At 63.4% G+C, this 17,068-nt stretch carries 15 protein-coding genes and 2 pseudogenes; 5 read left to right on the top strand and 12 right to left on the bottom strand.

The features are described 5' to 3' along the window. Positions 1-34: 34 nt before the first annotated feature. Positions 35-1,471: a uracil-xanthine permease family protein gene (locus tag AC0VX3_RS00765; RefSeq protein ID WP_475523131.1), complete on the top strand. Its 1,437-nt coding sequence runs from the start codon at positions 35-37 to the stop codon at positions 1,469-1,471. 189 nt (positions 1,472-1,660) lie between these two features. On the opposite strand, the gene AC0VX3_RS00760 is transcribed toward AC0VX3_RS00765, so the two are convergent. The 4 genes from AC0VX3_RS00760 to AC0VX3_RS00745 all read right to left on the bottom strand — a co-directional run bounded on the left by AC0VX3_RS00760 (position 1,661) and on the right by AC0VX3_RS00745 (position 5,627). After that, positions 1,661-2,644 carry a type I glyceraldehyde-3-phosphate dehydrogenase gene (locus AC0VX3_RS00760; protein ID WP_475523130.1) on the bottom strand — a complete coding sequence of 328 codons (984 nt, stop codon included), beginning with the start codon at positions 2,642-2,644 and terminating at the stop codon, positions 1,661-1,663. 137 nt (positions 2,645-2,781) lie between these two features. After that, positions 2,782-3,618 (bottom strand): bifunctional allantoicase/(S)-ureidoglycine aminohydrolase, encoded by an 837-nt coding sequence (locus AC0VX3_RS00755; RefSeq protein WP_475523129.1) that lies wholly within the window; start codon positions 3,616-3,618, stop codon positions 2,782-2,784. A 127-nt stretch (positions 3,619-3,745) separates the two neighbouring features. Beyond that, positions 3,746-5,461, bottom strand: coding sequence for a thiamine pyrophosphate-requiring protein (locus AC0VX3_RS00750; RefSeq protein WP_475523128.1), 1,716 nt, complete (start codon positions 5,459-5,461; stop codon positions 3,746-3,748). Next, entirely contained in the window at positions 5,454-5,627 is a 174-nt protein-coding gene (locus AC0VX3_RS00745) for a hypothetical protein (protein WP_475523127.1), read from the bottom strand. Before AC0VX3_RS00745 ends, AC0VX3_RS00750 begins: the two co-directional genes overlap by 8 nt. A gap of 296 nt (positions 5,628-5,923) precedes the next feature. On the opposite strand from AC0VX3_RS00745, the gene AC0VX3_RS00740 reads away from it, so the two are divergent. The 3 genes from AC0VX3_RS00740 to AC0VX3_RS00730 are packed head-to-tail and all read left to right on the top strand — an operon-like array spanning position 5,924 to position 8,830. Next, positions 5,924-6,958, top strand: coding sequence for a TRAP transporter substrate-binding protein (locus AC0VX3_RS00740; RefSeq protein WP_475523126.1), 1,035 nt, complete (start codon positions 5,924-5,926; stop codon positions 6,956-6,958). Beyond that, the gene (locus AC0VX3_RS00735) at positions 6,958-7,467 is read left to right on the top strand and encodes a TRAP transporter small permease (protein WP_475523125.1); all 510 of its coding nucleotides are present in this window, start codon (positions 6,958-6,960) and stop codon (positions 7,465-7,467) included. The genes AC0VX3_RS00740 and AC0VX3_RS00735 overlap by 1 nt, the downstream gene beginning before the upstream one ends. A gap of 7 nt (positions 7,468-7,474) precedes the next feature. Continuing rightward, entirely contained in the window at positions 7,475-8,830 is a 1,356-nt protein-coding gene (locus tag AC0VX3_RS00730) for a TRAP transporter large permease (protein WP_475523124.1), read from the top strand. Between the two features lie 73 nt (positions 8,831-8,903). Here the strand turns inward: AC0VX3_RS00730 and AC0VX3_RS00725 are convergent, their stop codons facing one another. From AC0VX3_RS00725 to pobA, 7 genes and pseudogenes are all read right to left on the bottom strand, one after another. Beyond that, a complete protein-coding gene (locus AC0VX3_RS00725) occupies positions 8,904-10,217 on the bottom strand; it encodes a lyase family protein (protein WP_475523123.1) in 1,314 nt (437 codons plus the stop codon). Positions 10,218-10,285: 68 nt separating this feature from the next. Beyond that, positions 10,286-11,122, bottom strand: a complete 837-nt coding sequence (locus tag AC0VX3_RS00720) for a 3-oxoadipate:acetyl-CoA acetyltransferase (RefSeq protein ID WP_475523122.1) — start codon at positions 11,120-11,122, stop codon at positions 10,286-10,288. A gap of 64 nt (positions 11,123-11,186) precedes the next feature. After that, entirely contained in the window at positions 11,187-11,807 is a 621-nt protein-coding gene (gene pcaG, locus AC0VX3_RS00715; RefSeq protein ID WP_475523121.1) for a protocatechuate 3,4-dioxygenase subunit alpha, read from the bottom strand. A gap of 3 nt (positions 11,808-11,810) precedes the next feature. Then, a pseudogene (gene pcaH / locus AC0VX3_RS00710) lies at positions 11,811-12,540 on the bottom strand (protocatechuate 3,4-dioxygenase subunit beta). Between the two features lie 36 nt (positions 12,541-12,576). Beyond that, a complete protein-coding gene (gene pcaC / locus AC0VX3_RS00705; RefSeq protein ID WP_342895909.1) occupies positions 12,577-12,954 on the bottom strand; it encodes a 4-carboxymuconolactone decarboxylase in 378 nt (125 codons plus the stop codon). Beyond that, on the bottom strand, positions 12,947-13,738 hold the full coding sequence (gene pcaD / locus AC0VX3_RS00700; RefSeq protein ID WP_475523120.1) for a 3-oxoadipate enol-lactonase: 792 nt from the start codon (positions 13,736-13,738) through the stop codon (positions 12,947-12,949). Before pcaD ends, pcaC begins: the two co-directional genes overlap by 8 nt. Further along, positions 13,738-14,907 carry a 4-hydroxybenzoate 3-monooxygenase gene (gene pobA / locus AC0VX3_RS00695; RefSeq protein ID WP_475523119.1) on the bottom strand — a complete coding sequence of 390 codons (1,170 nt, stop codon included), beginning with the start codon at positions 14,905-14,907 and terminating at the stop codon, positions 13,738-13,740. The genes pcaD and pobA overlap by 1 nt, the downstream gene beginning before the upstream one ends. Positions 14,908-14,999: 92 nt before the next feature. Here pobA and pcaQ point away from each other — a divergent pair, with 92 nt between their 5' ends. After that, positions 15,000-15,920, top strand: a complete 921-nt coding sequence (gene pcaQ / locus AC0VX3_RS00690) for a pca operon transcription factor PcaQ (protein ID WP_475523118.1) — start codon at positions 15,000-15,002, stop codon at positions 15,918-15,920. On the opposite strand, the pseudogene AC0VX3_RS00685 reads toward pcaQ, so the two are convergent. After that, positions 15,917-16,976: pseudogene (locus tag AC0VX3_RS00685) on the bottom strand (sugar phosphate isomerase/epimerase family protein). The gene pcaQ and the pseudogene AC0VX3_RS00685 sit on opposite strands and share 4 nt — an antisense overlap. Positions 16,977-17,068 lie beyond the last annotated feature (92 nt).

Below are 17,068 nucleotides of genomic sequence, written 5' to 3'. Positions count from 1 at the left end.
GCGGCGGCGTCCGAATACCTTCAGAGGAGCAGATATGTCTCATTCGTCGATCGGAACCGCGGAACAGCTCCGCGATCCCAACTTTACACCTCCCATGCACAAGGCGATCCCGCTGGGCATCCAGCATGTGCTGGCGATGTTCGTCTCCAATGTGACCCCGGCGATCATCATCGCCGGCGCCGCGGGCTTCGGCTTCGGGTCCAATTCGCCCGACTTTCCCGAGTTGCTGTACCTCATCCAGATGTCGATGGTGTTCGCCGGGATCGCCACGCTGCTTCAGACCGTGACGCTGGGTCCGGTCGGCGCCGGCCTGCCGATCGTCCAGGGCACGTCCTTTGCGTTCCTGCCGATCATGATCCCGCTTGTCGCCGGCAAGGGGGTCGACGGACTGGCCGCCCTGTTCGGCGGTGTGATCATCGGCGGGGTCTTCCACGCCGCGCTCGGTCTCTTCATCGGCAAGATACGCTTCGCGCTGCCGCCTCTGGTAACGGGCCTGGTGGTGACCATGATCGGTCTGGCGCTGGTCAAGGTCGGCATCCAGTATGCGGCCGGCGGCGTCCCTGCCATCGGCAAACCGGAATACGGCTCCCTGCTCAACTGGTCGGCCGCGCTGGTGGTGATTGTCGTGACCCTCGGGCTGAAATTCTTCGCCAGGGGCATGCTGTCGATTTCCGCTGTCCTGCTCGGCCTCATTGTCGGTTACCTGTTTGCGCTCGCAACCGGCATGCTGACATTCGGTACCATTTCCGGTTCCTGGTCGAACGCGGCCGTCTTCGCTCTGCCGCAGCCGTTCAAATACGGCTTCGAGTTCTCGCTGGCGGCGGTGATCGGCTTCTGCCTGATGGCCTTCGTCTCCGCGGTCGAGACCGTCGGCGATGTCTCCGGAATTGCCAAGGGCGGTGCCGGTCGTGAAGCCACAGACAAGGAAATCGCCGGCGCGACCTATGCCGACGGGATCGGCACGGCCATCGCCGGGTTCTTCGGCGGCCTGCCGAACACGTCCTTCAGCCAGAACGTCGGCCTGATCGCCATGACCGGAGTCATGAGCCGTCACGTGGTCACGATCGGCGCGATCTTCCTGATCGTCTGCGGTCTCATTCCGAAGGTCGGCTCGGTCATCCGCACCGTGCCCATCGAGGTGCTCGGCGGCGGCGTGATCGTGATGTTCGGCATGGTCGTTGCGGCGGGCATTTCCATGCTGTCGGACGTCAACTGGAACCGGCGCAACATGGTGATCTTCGCCATCTCGCTCTCCATCGGCCTCGGCCTGCAACTGGAGCCGGGTGCCCTGCAGCACGTGCCGGACACGGCCCGCATTCTGCTTACCAGCGGCCTGCTGCCGGCCGCGGCGATTGCCATCGTGCTCAACCTGGTGCTGCCGCAGGACCTGTCCGGCGAATCCACCGAGGAAGTCTCCGGCGGGCTTGCCGGACACGGCAAGGGCTCCCTGCCGAAAGACGGGACGGCCTGACACCGCGTATTTGCAAATATCGGAAGGGCCGCGTGAGCGGCCCTTTTTTACTTGAGTTGTTCGCTCTCGCCTGTTTCCGGGCAAGGTCGTGTCCCCCACCCTTCCCCCTTGTGGAGAAGGGTCAGAGATGGGGGTGAACCGCAACGCGGTTGGAAGGGCATCTCCACATGCAAACGCGGACCTTGAGACCTACCGCCCCGCCATCCGCCGCGCCACGTCGATCATGCGCGCCGAAAAACCCCATTCGTTGTCGTACCAGCCGAAGATCCGCACTTGCCGGTCCCCGGTCTCGAGCGTTTCGGGCAGAGCGATCACAAGGGATTCCGGACGCGCGCGCATGTCCGTCGAGACAACCCGGTCCTGCGTGAAGCCGATGACCGGATTGTCGGCGAAAAGCGCCTGAAGAACGTCGTTGGCGGGCGCGCCGAACGGCCTGGCCAGCATCAGCGTCAGGTCGACGGCGGACACGCTGATGGCGGGCACACGCACGGCGGCGCCGGAAATCTTGCCCTCGAGTTGCGGCAGCACCTTGGCGAGCAGCTTGGTGGCGCTTGTCGTGGTCGGCACCATGGAGACCCCGCCCGCCCGGCTGCGTTCCAGCGGGCCGCGCGGGGCATCCACCATCGGCTGGCTGCCGGTGTAGCAGTGGATCGTCGTCATGTGCCCGGTCTCGATGCCGTTGGCCTCATTGAGACCGCGCAGCAGCGGGGCAAGCGCATTGGTGGTGCAGGATCCGTTGGAAACGATCCGGTGGTTGCCGAGCCGGTCCTCGTTCGCCCCGAGCACAAGCGTGATGTCCGCCGCCGACGACGGGCCGGAAATCAGCACGTTGGCGGCTCCGGCCAGAACACCGCGTTCCGCGACATTGCGCGTGTCCGCCTTGCCGGTGCATTCCAGAACGACATCGACACCCGAAAGATCGAGCCGGGACAGGTCGGGCTCGGCGGAAAACGGCATGGTCCGGCGGTCCACGGTCAGGGTGCCGTCGCCCGCCGTCACTTCGCCGGGCCAGGGGCCGAAGACGCTGTCATACCTGAACAGATAGGCGCAGGTCTCCAGTGGCGCGATGTCGTTGATCCGCACCACTTCAATCCGGTCTGTTTCCCGGAGCTGGAGAACCTGACGCAGCACGGTCCGGCCGATCCGGCCGAACCCGTTGATGACGATCCGCATTTTCGTGTGTCCGGTTTGAAGGTCCGCGCCCTTGCAGTTCAGGGCTGATGGGCAAGGGGTAGCACCGGGCACCGGTGCAGATCTTCAATTTTATTGTCCCCTGGGACAATTCCGTCGTGGGGCCGGGGCAGCGGCGATCAGGACCGCAGCTTCATGTGACGGTTGACGTCCTTGTAGAGCAGGTAGCGGAACGGTCCGGGACCGCCGGCATAACAGGCCTGCGGGCAGAAGGCGCGCAGCCACATGTAGTCGCCGGCCTCGACCTCGACCCAGTCCTGATTGAGCCTGTAGACCGCCTTGCCTTCCAGGACATAGAGACCGTGCTCCATGACATGGGTTTCGGCGAAGGGAATGACGGCGCCCGGCTGAAAGGTGACGATGGTGACATGCATGTCATGGCGCAGGTCCTGCGGGTCGACAAAACGGGTTGTCGCCCATTTGCCGTCGGTGCCGGGCATGGCAGACGGGGTGACCTCGTCTTCGTGGGTGACGAAGAAATCCGGCCGGTCGAGGCCCTCGACGGGTTCATAGGCCTTGCGCACCCAGTGGAACCGGACCGGGTCGGAACCCGGGTTGCTGAAGGTCCATCCGGTCTGCGGCGGCAGGTAGGCGTAGCTGCCCGGACGCAGGTCGAAGTTTTGGCCGCCGGCCGTCAGGGTCGCGGTGCCCTCCACGACAAAGAGCACACCTTCCGCCGCGGGGTCCGATTCGGGACGGTCCGATCCGCCGCCGGGCGACACTTCCATGATGTACTGCGAAAAGGTCTCGGCAAAGCCGGACAGCGGCCGTGACAGAACCCACAGCCGTGTCTTGTCCCAGAAGGGCAGCAGGCTCGTGACGATGTCCCGCATCGTGCCCTTCGGAATAACGGCATAGGCCTCTGTAAAAACGGCGCGGTCGGTCAGCAGTGTGTCCTGGCCCGGATGGCCGCCTTTGGGTGCGTAGTAGGTACGGGGTCCGTCGGACTGGGTCACGGGCAACCTTTCTGGATCGAAACCGGGTATCGCAGAGTATGGCGTGCCATCCCGGCCGGCGCCATGGCGCGCGGCCGATGAGCTCCTATCTGAAAAACAAGATAATCGGGCTCGTGCGCGGTTACGCCTAAACCCTGGCAATGGCGATGTTGAGGAGCACCTGGCGTTTTTCCTGGGTGGCCACCGTGATGGCGCGGTCCAGCGCGGCCGGAAGCGCGTCGCCCTCGGTCACGGTTTCCGTGTAGGCGCGGCTGGCCTCCGCCGTCCGGGTGAAATCCGGGCTCGGTCGCAGCGATGTCAGCGGCACCTCGTTGGCTTTCGTGGCCAGGCCGTCCTTGTAGGTGCCGACGACAGAATGGCGTACGGCGCCCCATTCCTCGTTGTTGAGCACCAGGGTGATGACGGGCAGCTCATGCGCCTCCGCCACCATGTGGCAGGCGGTCGGATTGGCGAACATGTAACTGCCGTCGCCCATCGTCGCGAAGATCAGCCGGTCGCGGTCGGCGAGCTGTGCGCCGAGAGCGGCCGGAAGACCCCAGCCGAGACCGCCGGAATGGGGTTCCTGGAAATAGCTGTTGTGGCTGTCGAGATCGAGCGGCTCCAGCGGGCAGCCGAGTTCGTGGAACACGCTTGCCTTGCGGCCCCTGATCGCCCGGCCCAGACACAGGCTCACCCAGTCCTTGGACATCGGGCCGCTATTGCCGCTCTCGGCACGGTCGACCACTTTCCTGCGGTTTTCCGCTGACTGCGCGCTGATGCGCTGCCTGCGCCGGGTGAGCGCGTCCTCGTCGCGCGGACGGGTGTTCATCTCGCCGATCAGCGCCAGCAGCGTGTCCGCGGTTTCACCGGCCAGCGTGACATCGGCCTGGAAATTGCGGATCGGCGTGCGCGAGAACAACGGGTCCGGTCCAAGCTGGATGACGGCGACATCGTCCCGCAGCCGGACCTTGTCCGGCCACCAGGGGGCCAGGGAATTGATCACAAGGATGACATCCGCTTCACCAAGCAGGCCTTCCGGTGCGCAGCCGACCTGCATGGGATGGGACAAGGGCAGGGAGAGCTTGTTGGCCCAGTAGTGGGACAGCGGCAGCGCCCAGTCGTTCACAAACGCCCCCAGCGCGGCAAAGGCTTCCTCGGAGCCTGCCCCGCGCTGACTGATGATCAGCGGATGTTTCGCCCCGGCCAGCAGGTCGGCGGCCGCTTTCAGGTCGCGGCCGGAGGCCACCGGGAGAACCGGTGCCTGTTTTGAGGGTGTCTGGAGACCATCCGGCGGTGTCTGTTCGCACAGCACTTCCCGCGGCAGGCTCAGATAGACCGGGCCTGTCGGTGTCGACGTCGAGATGGCCCAGGCCCGGTCGAACAGATCGGCGATCTGCTCGGGAAAGCGTAGCTCGTAGTCCCATTTGGTCACTTCGCGCAGCAGGGCGGTCTGGTCGAACATCTCCTGCCCCCAGCCGATCGGGACGGTGCGCGCACCGAAGCGACCGCCTTCCATCACGGGCGTGCGCCCGGACATGATCAGCATCGGAATCTGGTCGCACCAGGCATTGATCGTGCCTGTCGCCCCGTTGGAAAGGCCCACATTGGTGTGCAGCATGACCGACTGGACCTTGCCCGAAAGCTGATAATAGCCGTGGGCCATGCCGACAGCGACATGTTCGTGCGGCACGGTGACGGGTGTCGGCAGGTCGAGACCGGTCTGGCCGGCTTCGATCAGGCCCTCGATGATCGGCGGAAAGTCCGTTCCCGAATTGGCGAAGACATAGTCGATGCCAAGTGCCCTGAGCTTGCCGAAAACGGCACCGCCCGCGGTGATAGTCTTGCCTTCCAGCCTGTCAGCCATTCTGTCCTCGATGGTTGCCCGCGCCGGGGCCGGTGTTCCGGGTGCCCGGTATCTCGTACTGTGTCTCGTCCTGCATCTCGTCCGGTGTCGTGCCGGTCAAAAAACCGGTCTGCAATCCGGGACGGATGCCGCCGCGCGAGGCGGTCAGTTCCAGTTTGGCAGGCACCCTAGACGAAAAAAAACCACGAATGGAACCGTTATTTTTGTTGCTTATAATGGAAAGTAATTCAGCAATTTTGTCATTTTACATTCCAAAACTAATTAGTGAAGATGGTGCTGGAGGTATGCTTCGAGCTGGTTGCCGATGCTGACACATTCGGGCCCGGCCACAGTATCTTGCCCGATGGAAGACCTTGAAATTCCGGTGGCCCGCACCTGCAAGGCCGCCCATCCGGCTGATCGGACCTGCAAGTGACATCGCAGGGGTCCAGCCGGCAAAAGACCATTCCCGGAGGAGGAAAAATGAACATCATCAAAAACGCGGTTCTCGCAGCGGCGCTGCTCGCGGGCGGCGCCACTTCGGCAGCTGCCGCGGACCATGAATTCAAGCTGCACCATTTCCTGGGTGAAAAGGCTCCGGCCCATTCCAAGATGCTGGTGCCGTGGGCCAGACAGGTCGAGGAAAACTCGGGCGGCAAGGTGTCGATCGAGCTCTATCCGGCGATGACGCTTGGCGGTCGTCCGCCCGAGCTGATCAGTCAGGTGCGCGACGGTGTTGTCGATCTGGTCTGGACCGTCAACGGCTACACGCCGGGCCTGTTCCCGCGCTCCGAAGTGTTCGAGCTGCCGGGCGTCCACACCAACAACACCAAGGCCACCAATCTGGCACTGATGGACCTCTACGAGAGCGACCTGAAGGAAGAATACAAGGGTGTGGAAGTGATGTTCCTGCATGTCCATGCAGGACAGGGCATTCACATGCGCGACACGGAAGTCCACACGCCTGCGGATCTTGAAGGCAAGAAAATCCGCATTCCGACCCGCACCGGTGCCTGGGTGATCGAGGCGCTCGGCGCAGCGCCGGTCGCCATGCCGGTTCCGGAACTGCCGACTGCGCTGCAAAAAGGCGTGATCGACGGGGCTTTCATTCCCTGGGAGATCATCCCGCCGCTGAAGATCCAGGAGCAGACCGAATACCAGATCGAAGGCGCCGGCAAGGAGCGTTTCGGCACGACGACGTTCCAGGTGTCCATGAACAAGGAGCGCTGGGACAGCCTGCCGGCGGACATCCAGAAGGCGTTCCGGGATGCATCCGGGCCGGAATGGGTCGAGCAGGTCGGTGAAATCTGGGCCGGAGCCGATGAATTCGGCATCGGTCTTGCCGTCAAGGCCGGCAACACCCACGTCACCTTGAGCGAAGAGGAAACCGAGGCATTCCGCGAGGCCCTGGCTCCGGTCACCCAACGCTGGGTGGACGAAGTCGCCGCCAAGGGGATCGACGGCGCCGCACTCGTCGAAAAGGCCAAGGCAGCGGTTGCGAGCCACTCAGGGAACTGATGCCGGGCTCCTCTCAACACAGCAGTCCCGGGTTCACCGGGGCTGCCAGCGGCCTGATCACCGCCTGGGCCCTGCTCGGCGGAATTCTTCTGCTTGCGGTGGTCGCGGTGAACATGATCTCCATCGTCGGGTCGGTCTTCGGCAAACCCTTTCCCGGGGATTTCGAACTGACGGAAATGGGTGTGGCGGTAGCGGTCTTCGCGTTCCTGCCATATTGCCAGCTCGTCGGTGCCAACGTTTCCGCCGACATCTTCACCTCGGGCGCGTCCAGAAGAACCATTGCCGTCTTCACCATGTTCGCGTCGTTGGTCGCTCTCGGTTTTGCCGGGCTGCTCATCTGGCGCATGTATTTCGGCATGCTGAACCAGAAGGACTACGACTACACCACCACCATTTTGCAGATCCCGCACTGGATGGCGTTCGTGCCCATCCTCGTGTCACTTGCCCTGCTGGCTCTGGCGGCCTTCGTCACGCTGCTGCGCGACGTGAGCGTGCTGTCGAAAGGATAACAACAAAATGACGGACGCACTTGTCCTGGGCCTGGGCGCGCTCGTGGTGCTGGTTGCCCTGATCGCGATCCGCATGCCCATCGCCTATGCGATGATCCTGGTCGGCGGTGTCGGCACCATGATGCTGAACGGGCCGGCGCTTGTTCTCAGCCAGCTCAAGACCCTGGCCTACGGCCAGTTCTCCATTTACGACCTGTCGGTCGTGCCGATGTTTGTCCTGATGGGGGCAATCGCGTCCAAGACCGGCCTCAGCCAGGCGCTTTTCCGGGGGGCAAACGCCTGGCTCGGCTGGCTGCGCGGCGGTACGGCCATGGCGGCGATCGCCGGCTGCGCCGGATTCGGAGCGGTCTGCGGGTCGTCACTGGCAACAGCATCCACCATGGGCAAGGTGGCCCTGCCGGAACTCAAGCGCTACCGCTATTCCGGCGCCCTGGCGACAGGAACGCTCGCCGCCGGCGGCGTCCTCGGCATCCTGATCCCGCCATCCGTCGTGCTGATCATCTACGCCGTCATCGTGGAGGCGAATATCGTCACCATGTTCATGGCGGCTTTTCTGCCCGGGTTGCTCGCCGTCGTCCTGTTTCTGCTGACCATCGCCATCTATGTCGCCATCCGGCCCGAGGCCGGACCGAAGGGCGGCGTCGCGGACCGGCGGGAATTCGTGGAGGCGACCGTCGGAATGATCCCGGTGCTGGTCGTTTTCGGACTGGTGATCGGCGGGATCTATCTCGGCTTCTTCAATCCGACACCGGCCGCGGCCGTCGGCGTGTTTCTCGTGCTTGCCTTCGGGCTCGCGCAGCGCAAGCTCACCCGTCACGACTTCGTCCTGGCGCTCAAGGAAACCGCATCGACCTCGGGCATGATCTACCTGATCATTCTCGGCGCGGAGCTCCTGAAGATCTTCATGTCGCGGGTCGGCCTGCCGCAGGAGACCGCGGCCTGGATCGCAGGCTCCGGACTCGAGCCGATGACCGTCCTGATTCTCCTCCTGATCGCATTGATTCTGCTGGGCTGCCTGATGGACAGCCTGTCCATGATCCTCCTGGTGATCCCGTTCTTCTGGCCGGTTCTGGTGGAAATCAACGGCGGCGTCTATCAGGGAGCGGACGGCGCCGGCTTTGGCATGAGCACCGAGGATCTGAAGATCTGGTTCGGTGTGCTTGCGCTGGTCGTGGTTGAACTCGGCCTGATCACGCCACCGGTCGGCATGAATGTCTTCGTGATTTCCTCGCTCGACCGGGAAACGCCGATGATCGAGACATTCAAGGGCGTCACGCCGTTCTTCGGCGCGGAAATCATCCGTGTGATCCTCCTGGTCAGCTTCCCGGCCCTGACCCTGTGGCTGCCAAGGGTCTTGAGCTGACGGGACGAAACCGAGACTTCCGCAACATTGCCGTCCCGGCCTCGCGCCGGGACCTGCCTTTCGGAAACACCGCTCAGGCAGTCGCTCGCCTTGCGAAGATCCGGTCCGACATTTCTGTTGCCGGAGCGATGACTGTGGCCGGATCGAGGGCTTCCTCCCAGTCGATATCGACAGGGCTCGACTGTGCCAGCGCCGTCGCGAAAGGCTCGGTGCTTGCGGCGGCCCGGGCGACCAGATCCTTCGCCTCCGCCCGCGCCACACCCTTTTGGGCAAGAACGAAGCTGGCCGCTTCCGCCATGATCTCCGGATTGGCGGCGAGCGTTGCGGCGATCCTGGCGGCATTCGGTTTCAGAGTGGCGGCAAGCGCCTGGGCGTGACGGAGCGCCGCTCCGGTGGCCATCAGCATCTGTGGCAGAAACTGCCATTCGAGCGGCCATCTGGCGCCATCGCGTTCCTCGACCGGGACGGCGGCAGCGGCAAGACCGGCCTGCGCGGCGGTTGCGATCCGGGCGAGCGTGACGATGGCTTCCGGCTGGATCGGGTTGTTTTTCTGCGGCATGGTCGAGGACCCGCCACCCGTTCCGCATTGCACCTCGCCAATTTCGGAACGTCCGAGCAGGACAAGGTCACCGGCCATTTTGGCCAGTCCCGCGCCGAGCTGCTGCAGCCAGGCGCCGAGTGCCAGAACAGGTGTCCGGTTGACGTGCCAGGACGGGCTGTCGAAAAGACCGAGTTCCTGTGCCAGCGCCGCTGACAGGGCATCGCCGTTGGGAGCAACGGCACTGTTGATGCCCGATGCACCGCCAAACTGGACCCTGAGCACGGTTCCGCGCAGACCGGCAAGAGCCGCTTCCGCGTCGATCAGCGGGTGCGCCCATTGCGCGATCCGGTAACCGAGCGTGATCGGGGTGGCGATCTGGCTGCGGGTGCGTCCCGCAATCACCTGTCCGGCGTGACGTTCGCTCTGCTCCCGCAGCGTGTCGATCAACCCGGCGAGCCGGGTTTCCAGAACCTCCAGGCAGTCCCTCACCTGCAGCATCATGGCGCTGTCCATGACATCCTGGCTGGTGGCGCCCCAATGGACCCAGGTCCCGCTTTCCGGACCGACGGCGGCCCGCAGAAGACTGACCAGTGCGGGGACCGGAACGCCTGCGGAGCGTGTGCCTTCCGCGACTTGCGCCGGAACGAGCTCCATATTGCCAAGGGCGGTTTCAATTGCGTCGGCCGCGTCCCGCGGAATGACACCGAGGTTCCCCTGCACGACGGCCAGCGCCCGTTCGACCTTGATCATGGCACTGACGTTGCTGGCGTCATTCAGCAGGCGGGCAATGTCTTCGTCGCCATAAAGTCCGGAGAAGACGGAGCTGGAAAAAAGCGAAATGGGCATGGCACTCCGAGGTCACTGGCCGGAAACGTTGATACGGTTCGTCATAGAGAGCCATCACGCAAATCGGGTCAAGCTGCCTTCAGCGGCAGGTCGAGGATTTCGCGGGCCTGCTGCCAGGTCGCGACGGGCCGCTCGTATGTCTCGCAAAGCTCTGCGGCCCGTTTCACCAGCGCCGCATTGCTCGGGGCAAGGGTCTCGCGGTCGAGGCGAATATTGTCCTCTAGCCCGGTGCGGGTATGGCCGCCGGCGGCGATGCACCATTCGTTGACGGTCAACTGGTGCTGGCCGATCCCGGCCGCGCACCATTCGGCACCGGGGGCAAGGCGATGAACCGTCTTGATGTAATAATCGAACACATCCTTGTCGACCGGCATGGCGTTCCTGACGCCCATGACAAACTGGACATAGAGCTTGCCCGGAATCCGGCCGTCCCTGTTCATGGCCGCCGCCTGGTGAATGTGGCTGAGATCAAAGGCCTCGATTTCGGGCTTGACGGTGTGCTCCCGCATCTCGCTCGCCAGCCAGTCGACCAGATCCGGCGGGTTCTCGTAGACCCGCGTCGGAAAATTGTTCGAGCCGACCGACAGGGACGCCATGTCGGGCGCAAGCGGGAGCATGCCGCCGCGCGCCTTGCCTGCGCCGGACCGGCCTCCGGTCGAAAACTGGATGATCATGCCCGGGCAGTGTTTTTCGAGACCTTCCTTCAGGCGCGCGAATTTTTCCGGATCAGAGGACGGTGTCTCGTCGTCATTGCGCACATGGGCATGAACGATCGACGCGCCCGCCTCGAAGGCCTCCTGGGTGCTGTCCACCTGTTCGGCGACCGTGATCGGCACGGCGGGATTGTTTTCCTTCTTCGGCAGCGACCCGGTGATCGCGACACAGATGATACAGGGTTTGGTCATTTTTTCTCTTCGTTCGTGAACGCTCGGCGACGTTGACGGCAAGGATGATCGGTTTTCCGTGTTCTCAGACATCGAAGAAAACGGTCTCGTCTTCTCCCTGCAGATTGATATCGAAGCGGTAGACGGTTTGACCGTCCCGTGTCGTCTTGCTGGCGACCAGCGTTGCGCGCCGGCGTTCCCATTCGATCAGGTTCAGCACCGGATCCTTCGCGTTCGCCTCGATTTCGTCCTCGAAATAAAGACGTGTATTGAGGCCGATATTGATGCCGCGCGCGACGATCCACAGGTTCAGGTGCGGGGCCTGGACGGTGCCGTTGCGGCCCGGGCAGGCGCCCGGCTTGACCGTGTCGAAGCCCCACTCGCCCGTCTCGAAGTCGGTGATCACGCGGCCCCAGCCCCGGAAACCGTCCTCGACCGCGCCGCCGCCTTCCGGATGCGCATAGTGTCCGTCCGCATTGGCCTGCCAGATCTCCAGCATGACATCCTTGATCGGGCTGCCCATGCCGTCCATCACGATCCCCTCGACCCGGATCCGCTGCCCCTTGGCGTTCGGCCCGGCGATGTCCCAGCCGAGTTCCTGCTTGTAGATGTCGAAACCGGCGGCACCCGGGGCCAGCCCGATGTGAACATAGGGACCGGCCGTCTGCGACGAGGTTTCCTGAAGGTATTCAAGTTTCTGTGCCATCGCTCAGTTCCCCTCCAGACGGTTTTCGAACAGGGTCGACCGGCGCCCGCGCAGCACGATGTCGAACTTGTAGGCGATCGTGTCCAGCGGAATGGTCGCGTTGAGATCGAGCAACGCGATCAGTTGTTCGACTGCATCCGGGTCGGGAATGGTCTTCACGATCGGGCATTTCGGGATCAGCGGGTCGCCCTCGAAATAACACTGGGTGATCAGCCGCTGGCAGAAGGCCGTGCCGAAGATCGACATGTGAACATGCGCGGGCCGCCAACTGTTGACCCAGTTGCGCCACGGATAGGCGCCCGGCTTCACCGTGCGGAAATAATAATAGCCGTTCTCGTCCGTGAGCGTGCGCCCGCAGCCGCCGAAATTCGGGTCGATCGGGGCAAGGTAAGTGTCTTTGCGATGCCGGTAGCGGCCGCCCGCGTTGGCCTGCCAGATCTCGACCAGCGTGTTCGGAACCGGCCTGGCGTTTTCGTCGAGAACGCGGCCATGCAGGATGATCCGCTCACCGATCGCGCTCTCGCCGGATTTGGCGTAGTTGAAGATCAGGTCCCTGTCGAACGGGTCCAGGTCGTTGTGGCCGAACACCGGACCGGTCGTTTCGGAGACCGTGTTCTCGAGACTGATCATGGAGTATTTCGGTGACCGCGCGACCGACGTTCTTGTAGTCCGGGGTCAGCGCCGGCGGATGGCGTTCGCGGTTGCGCTGGTAGAATTCACCAGGTTTGAGCATTTTCCTCTCCTCCTCAGGAGCAAGCGGCTTGCGAGCCTACTCGGCTTCCATCTCTGCGTAAGTCTGCTTCGCCAGTTTCAGCGCCTGGTTGGCGCGGGGAACACCGGCATAGATTGCCACATGCTGAAACGATTCCAGCACATCCTGCTTGCTCGCGCCCGTGCGTTTTGTCGCACGGATATGCATCGGAATTTCCTCGAAATTTCCGAGCGCCGCCAGCAGGGCGAGCGTCAGCATGGAGCGCTCGCGTGCGCTGATGCCGTCGGAGGCCCAGACATTGCCCCAGGCCGTCTCCGTGATCAGGGTCTGAAACGGTTCGTCGAACGCGGACTTGGCACTTTCCGCACGGTCGACGTGTTCGTCGCCAAGCACGGATCGCCGGACCCTGGTACCGGTTTCGAAGCGCTCAGACATGGAGGTCCTCCTTCAGGAATCTCAGCAGATGGCCGGTGAATGCATCCGGTTGCTCCACACAGGGCAGATGCCCGGCCTGGTCTATTTCGACAAAACGGCTTCCCGGTACCAGAACTGTGGTCGCGCGCACCAGGTCCGACGGACTGGCAAGATCCTCGCTGCCGCCGATGCCGAGCACAGGCAGGCGCAGGCTGGCCGTGCTTTGGCTGAGGTCTGCTGCGGCAATCGCCTCGCAGCAGCCGACATAGCCGTCCTCGGGCGTGCGGCACAGCATGTGGCGCCAGCCGAGGCTCTCGGGCCTGCCGCGGAAGCTTCCGGAAAACCAGCGCTCGAGAACCGCGTCGGCGATGCTGTCCAGACCGTCCGCACGGATCCGTGAAATCCGGTCCCGCCACATGGTGGGGTCGCCCATTTTCGCCGCCGTGTTGGCGAGCACCAGGCCGCTGATCCGGTCCGGCCGCCGGCTGGCCAGCAACTGGCCGATCATGCCGCCGATGGACAGGCCGACGAACACGCAGGACCCGATGTCGAGCTCATCCAGCAGGGTGTCCGTGTCCCGGACAAGGTCATCCATCGAATAGGGCGGCTTCGGGCAGGACGACAGCCCGTGGCCGCGCTTGTCGAAGCGCACCAGCCTCAGGCCGTTTCCGGCCAGCCGGTCCACCACGCCGTCCCAGAGGCGCAGGTCCGTGCCCAGGGAATTGGCGAAAACAACCACCGGGCCGTCCGGATCGCCGTCCTCGCGCCAGTGAATGTCCGCAGTCGGGAGTCGCGCGATCTTCATCAATAGGGCAGGCCCACATAGTTTTGCGCAAACCATTTCTGCGCCGTTTCATGGTGATGCAGCGACTGGATTTCCGCACGCTGCATCTTCAGGTCGAAATCCGACTGGTCCGGGAACCGGTGCAGCATATTGGTCGTCGCCCAGCTGAACCGCTCGGCTTTCCATACCCGGGCCAACGCCTTCTCGGAATAGCCGTCGATCCCGCCGGTGTCCTTGTCCAGGTAGTACTGGACCAGCGCCTCCTTGAGGTAATGCACATCAGAGGCGGCGGTGTTCAGGCCCTTGGCGCCGGTCGGCGGCACGATGTGAGCCGCGTCGCCGCACAGAAACAGCCGGCCCCAGCGCATCGGCTCGCTGACGAAGGATCTGAGCGGTGCGATCGATTTCTCGATGGACGGCCCGGTGACCAGCTTGTCGGCGACGGAATCCGGGATCCTGCGCTTCAACTCGTCCCAGAAGGCCGCGTCGCTCCACTGCTCGACCGTGTCGGTAACGGCGCATTGCACATAGTAGCGTGACAGGTTCTCGTTGCGCATGGAGCAGAGCGCGAAGCCGCGTATGGAATTCGCGTAGATCAGCTCGTCATGGACGGGCGGTGTTTCGGACAGGATGCCCAGCCAGCCGAACGGGAACACCTTTTCGTAGTCCTTGCGCACGGTCTCGGGGATCGTCTGGCGGCTGACGCCGTGAAAGCCGTCGCAGCCGGCGACGAAGTCGCAATCGATGCGCTGTTCGCGGCCGTCCGCCGTGAAGGTGACAAAGGGGGTGTCGCTGTCGGCGCCGCAGATCTGTACGCCCTCGACCTCGAAGACTGTCTTGCCGTCCGTTGCCTCGCGGGCGTCATAGAGATCCTGCGTGACTTCCGTCTGCCCGTAGACAATGACATTCTGTCCGATCAACTCCTTGAAATTGATGTCGAACAGCTCGTTCTCGTAGGAAATGCAGGTGCCGTCATGGACATAGCATTCCTTGTCCATCCTGTCCGCCACGCCCGCTTCGCGCATCATGTTGACGAGGCCCGTTTCCAGGATCCCCGCTCGGATGCGGCGCAGCACGTAATCCCGTGTCTTGCGCTCCAAAACGACGGTGTCGATGCCCTTGCGGTGCAGAAGCTGCCCGAGCAGCAGACCCGACGGTCCTCCACCGACGATGACAACCTGTGTACGCATCCGTTTCTCCCTGGTTGATTTGATATTGAATGATCGAAATCGGGAAGTAAAATGACATATCGAGCCTGTTTCTTTCCAAAATGAGTATTCAAATGATCGACCGGCGCATCAAATTCCGCCATATCCAGTGTTTCGTGGAAATCGCCCAGGAACGCAGCCTGAAGCTGGCCGCCGACAAGCTCCATCTGACCCAGCCGGCCATTTCCAAGACGCTGAAGGAACTGGAGGAGATCATCGGTGCGAGCCTGATGACCCGCAACCGGGCCGGCACCGCGCTGACCAAACAGGGCAAGGTGTTCCTGCACTTCGCGCAGATTTCGCTCGCCAGCCTGCAGCAGGGCCTGGACGGGGTCGAAAAGGAGGGCGACCATGCCCGTCCGACCCTGAAGGTCGGTGCATTGCCAAGCGTGGCCGCCAGTTTCATGCCGCCCGTGATCCGGGAGTTTTCCGAGCTTGCGCCCAATGTGATGGTGCAGATCATGGACGGCCCGCACGGCTATCTGATCGAACGCCTGAAGCTGGGAGAACTCGATCTGGTGATCGGCCGCCTCGGCCGCCCGGGCTCCATGGAAGGCGTGTCCTTCACCCAGCTCTATTCGGAACGGGTCGATCTGATCGTGCGGACCGGTCATCCGCTTCTGGACAAGCCCGACGTGAAGCGCATTGTCGACTGGCCGGTGATCTATCCGCCGACGGGCGCGGCCATCCGCCCGCTGGTCGAGCGGTTCATGATTGCCAACGGCGTCGGCGAAATCACCAACAAGATAGAGACGGTATCCGGCGCATTCGGCCGGGTTTATACCAGACGTACGGACGCGGTCTGGATCATCTCCTCAGGCGTCGTCCAGAACGAGACCGCGGACGGCCACCTTGTGCGCCTGCCCTTCGACACCGACATCACCAAGGGCCCGGTCGGCCTGATGACGCGGCCGGACACCCAGCCGGGCGCGGCCGAACAGGTGTTCCGGCTCGCGGTCCAGACCGTGATCGACGAACTCGGGTTCAAGTCCTAGCCGAGCCCCAGCATCATGCGGATGTGTTCCTGGTCGGTTGCGCTGCCGGAGAAGTCGTCGAAAGCCTTTTCGGTGACCTCGATGATATGGCTCTCGATGAAGGGAGCGCCCTCTGCGGCGCCCTGTGCGGGCGATTTCAGGCAGCATTCCCATTCCAGAACCGCCCAGCTGTCGTAGCCGTGCTGGGCAAGTTTGGAAAAGATGCCGTGAAAATCCACCTGGCCGTCACCGAGCGAGCGGAACCGGCCGGCGCGGTCGATCCAGCTCTGGTATCCGGAATAAACGCCCTGGCGGCCGTCCGGATGGAATTCGGCATCCTTCACGTGAAAGGCGCAGATGCGCTCGTGATAGATGTCGATGAAGGCCAGATAGTCCATCTGCTGCAGCAGGAAATGCGAGGGATCGTAGTTGATCTGGCAGCGTTGGTGCCCGCCGAGCGCATCCAGGAACATCTCGAAGGTGGCACCGTCGAAGACGTTCCTCGCCGGGATGGATCTCGTAGCCGACATCGACGCCGTGGGCGTCATAGACGTTGAGGATCGGCTTCCAGCGCCGCGCCAGTTCGCCGAACGCCTCCTCGATCAGTCCCGCCGGCCGTTGCGGCCAGGGATAGAGATAGGGAAAGGCCAGTGACCCGGTGAAACTGACGGAGGCGTCGAGACCGAGGTTTCGGCTGGCGACGGCCGCCTTTTTCATCTGGCCGGTCGCCCATTCCTGACGCGCTTTCGGATTACCGTGCACTTGCGGCGGGGCGAACCCGTCGAAGACCAGATCGTAGGCCGGGTGAACGGCGACTAGCTGGCCTTGCAGATGGGTGGAAAGCTCCGTGATCTCCACGCCGGCATCGGTGCAGATGCCTTTGACCTCGTCGCAATAGACCTGGCTTTCCGCGGCCTTGTCCAGGTCGAACAGACGGCCGTCGAACGTTGGGATCTGGATGCCCTTGTAGCCAAGATCTGCCGCCCATTTCGCAATGGCGGGCAACGAGTTGAACGGGGCTTCGTCCCCGGCAAACTGGGCCAGGAATATCGCTGGTCCCTTGATCAGTCCGGCCATGGCTCTCTCCTCGGCAGATCGGCGCGGGTCGCGCGGGTTGGGGGGAACGGCGGGCGTCCTTCCGGATTCGGAAGGACGCCCGCCGGACTTGA

The organism is Roseibium sp. QJM3NY_11, assembly GCF_056173175.1.
Note: the sequence above shows the minus strand (reverse complement) of the source record. Positions and strands in the feature narration are given on the sequence as shown.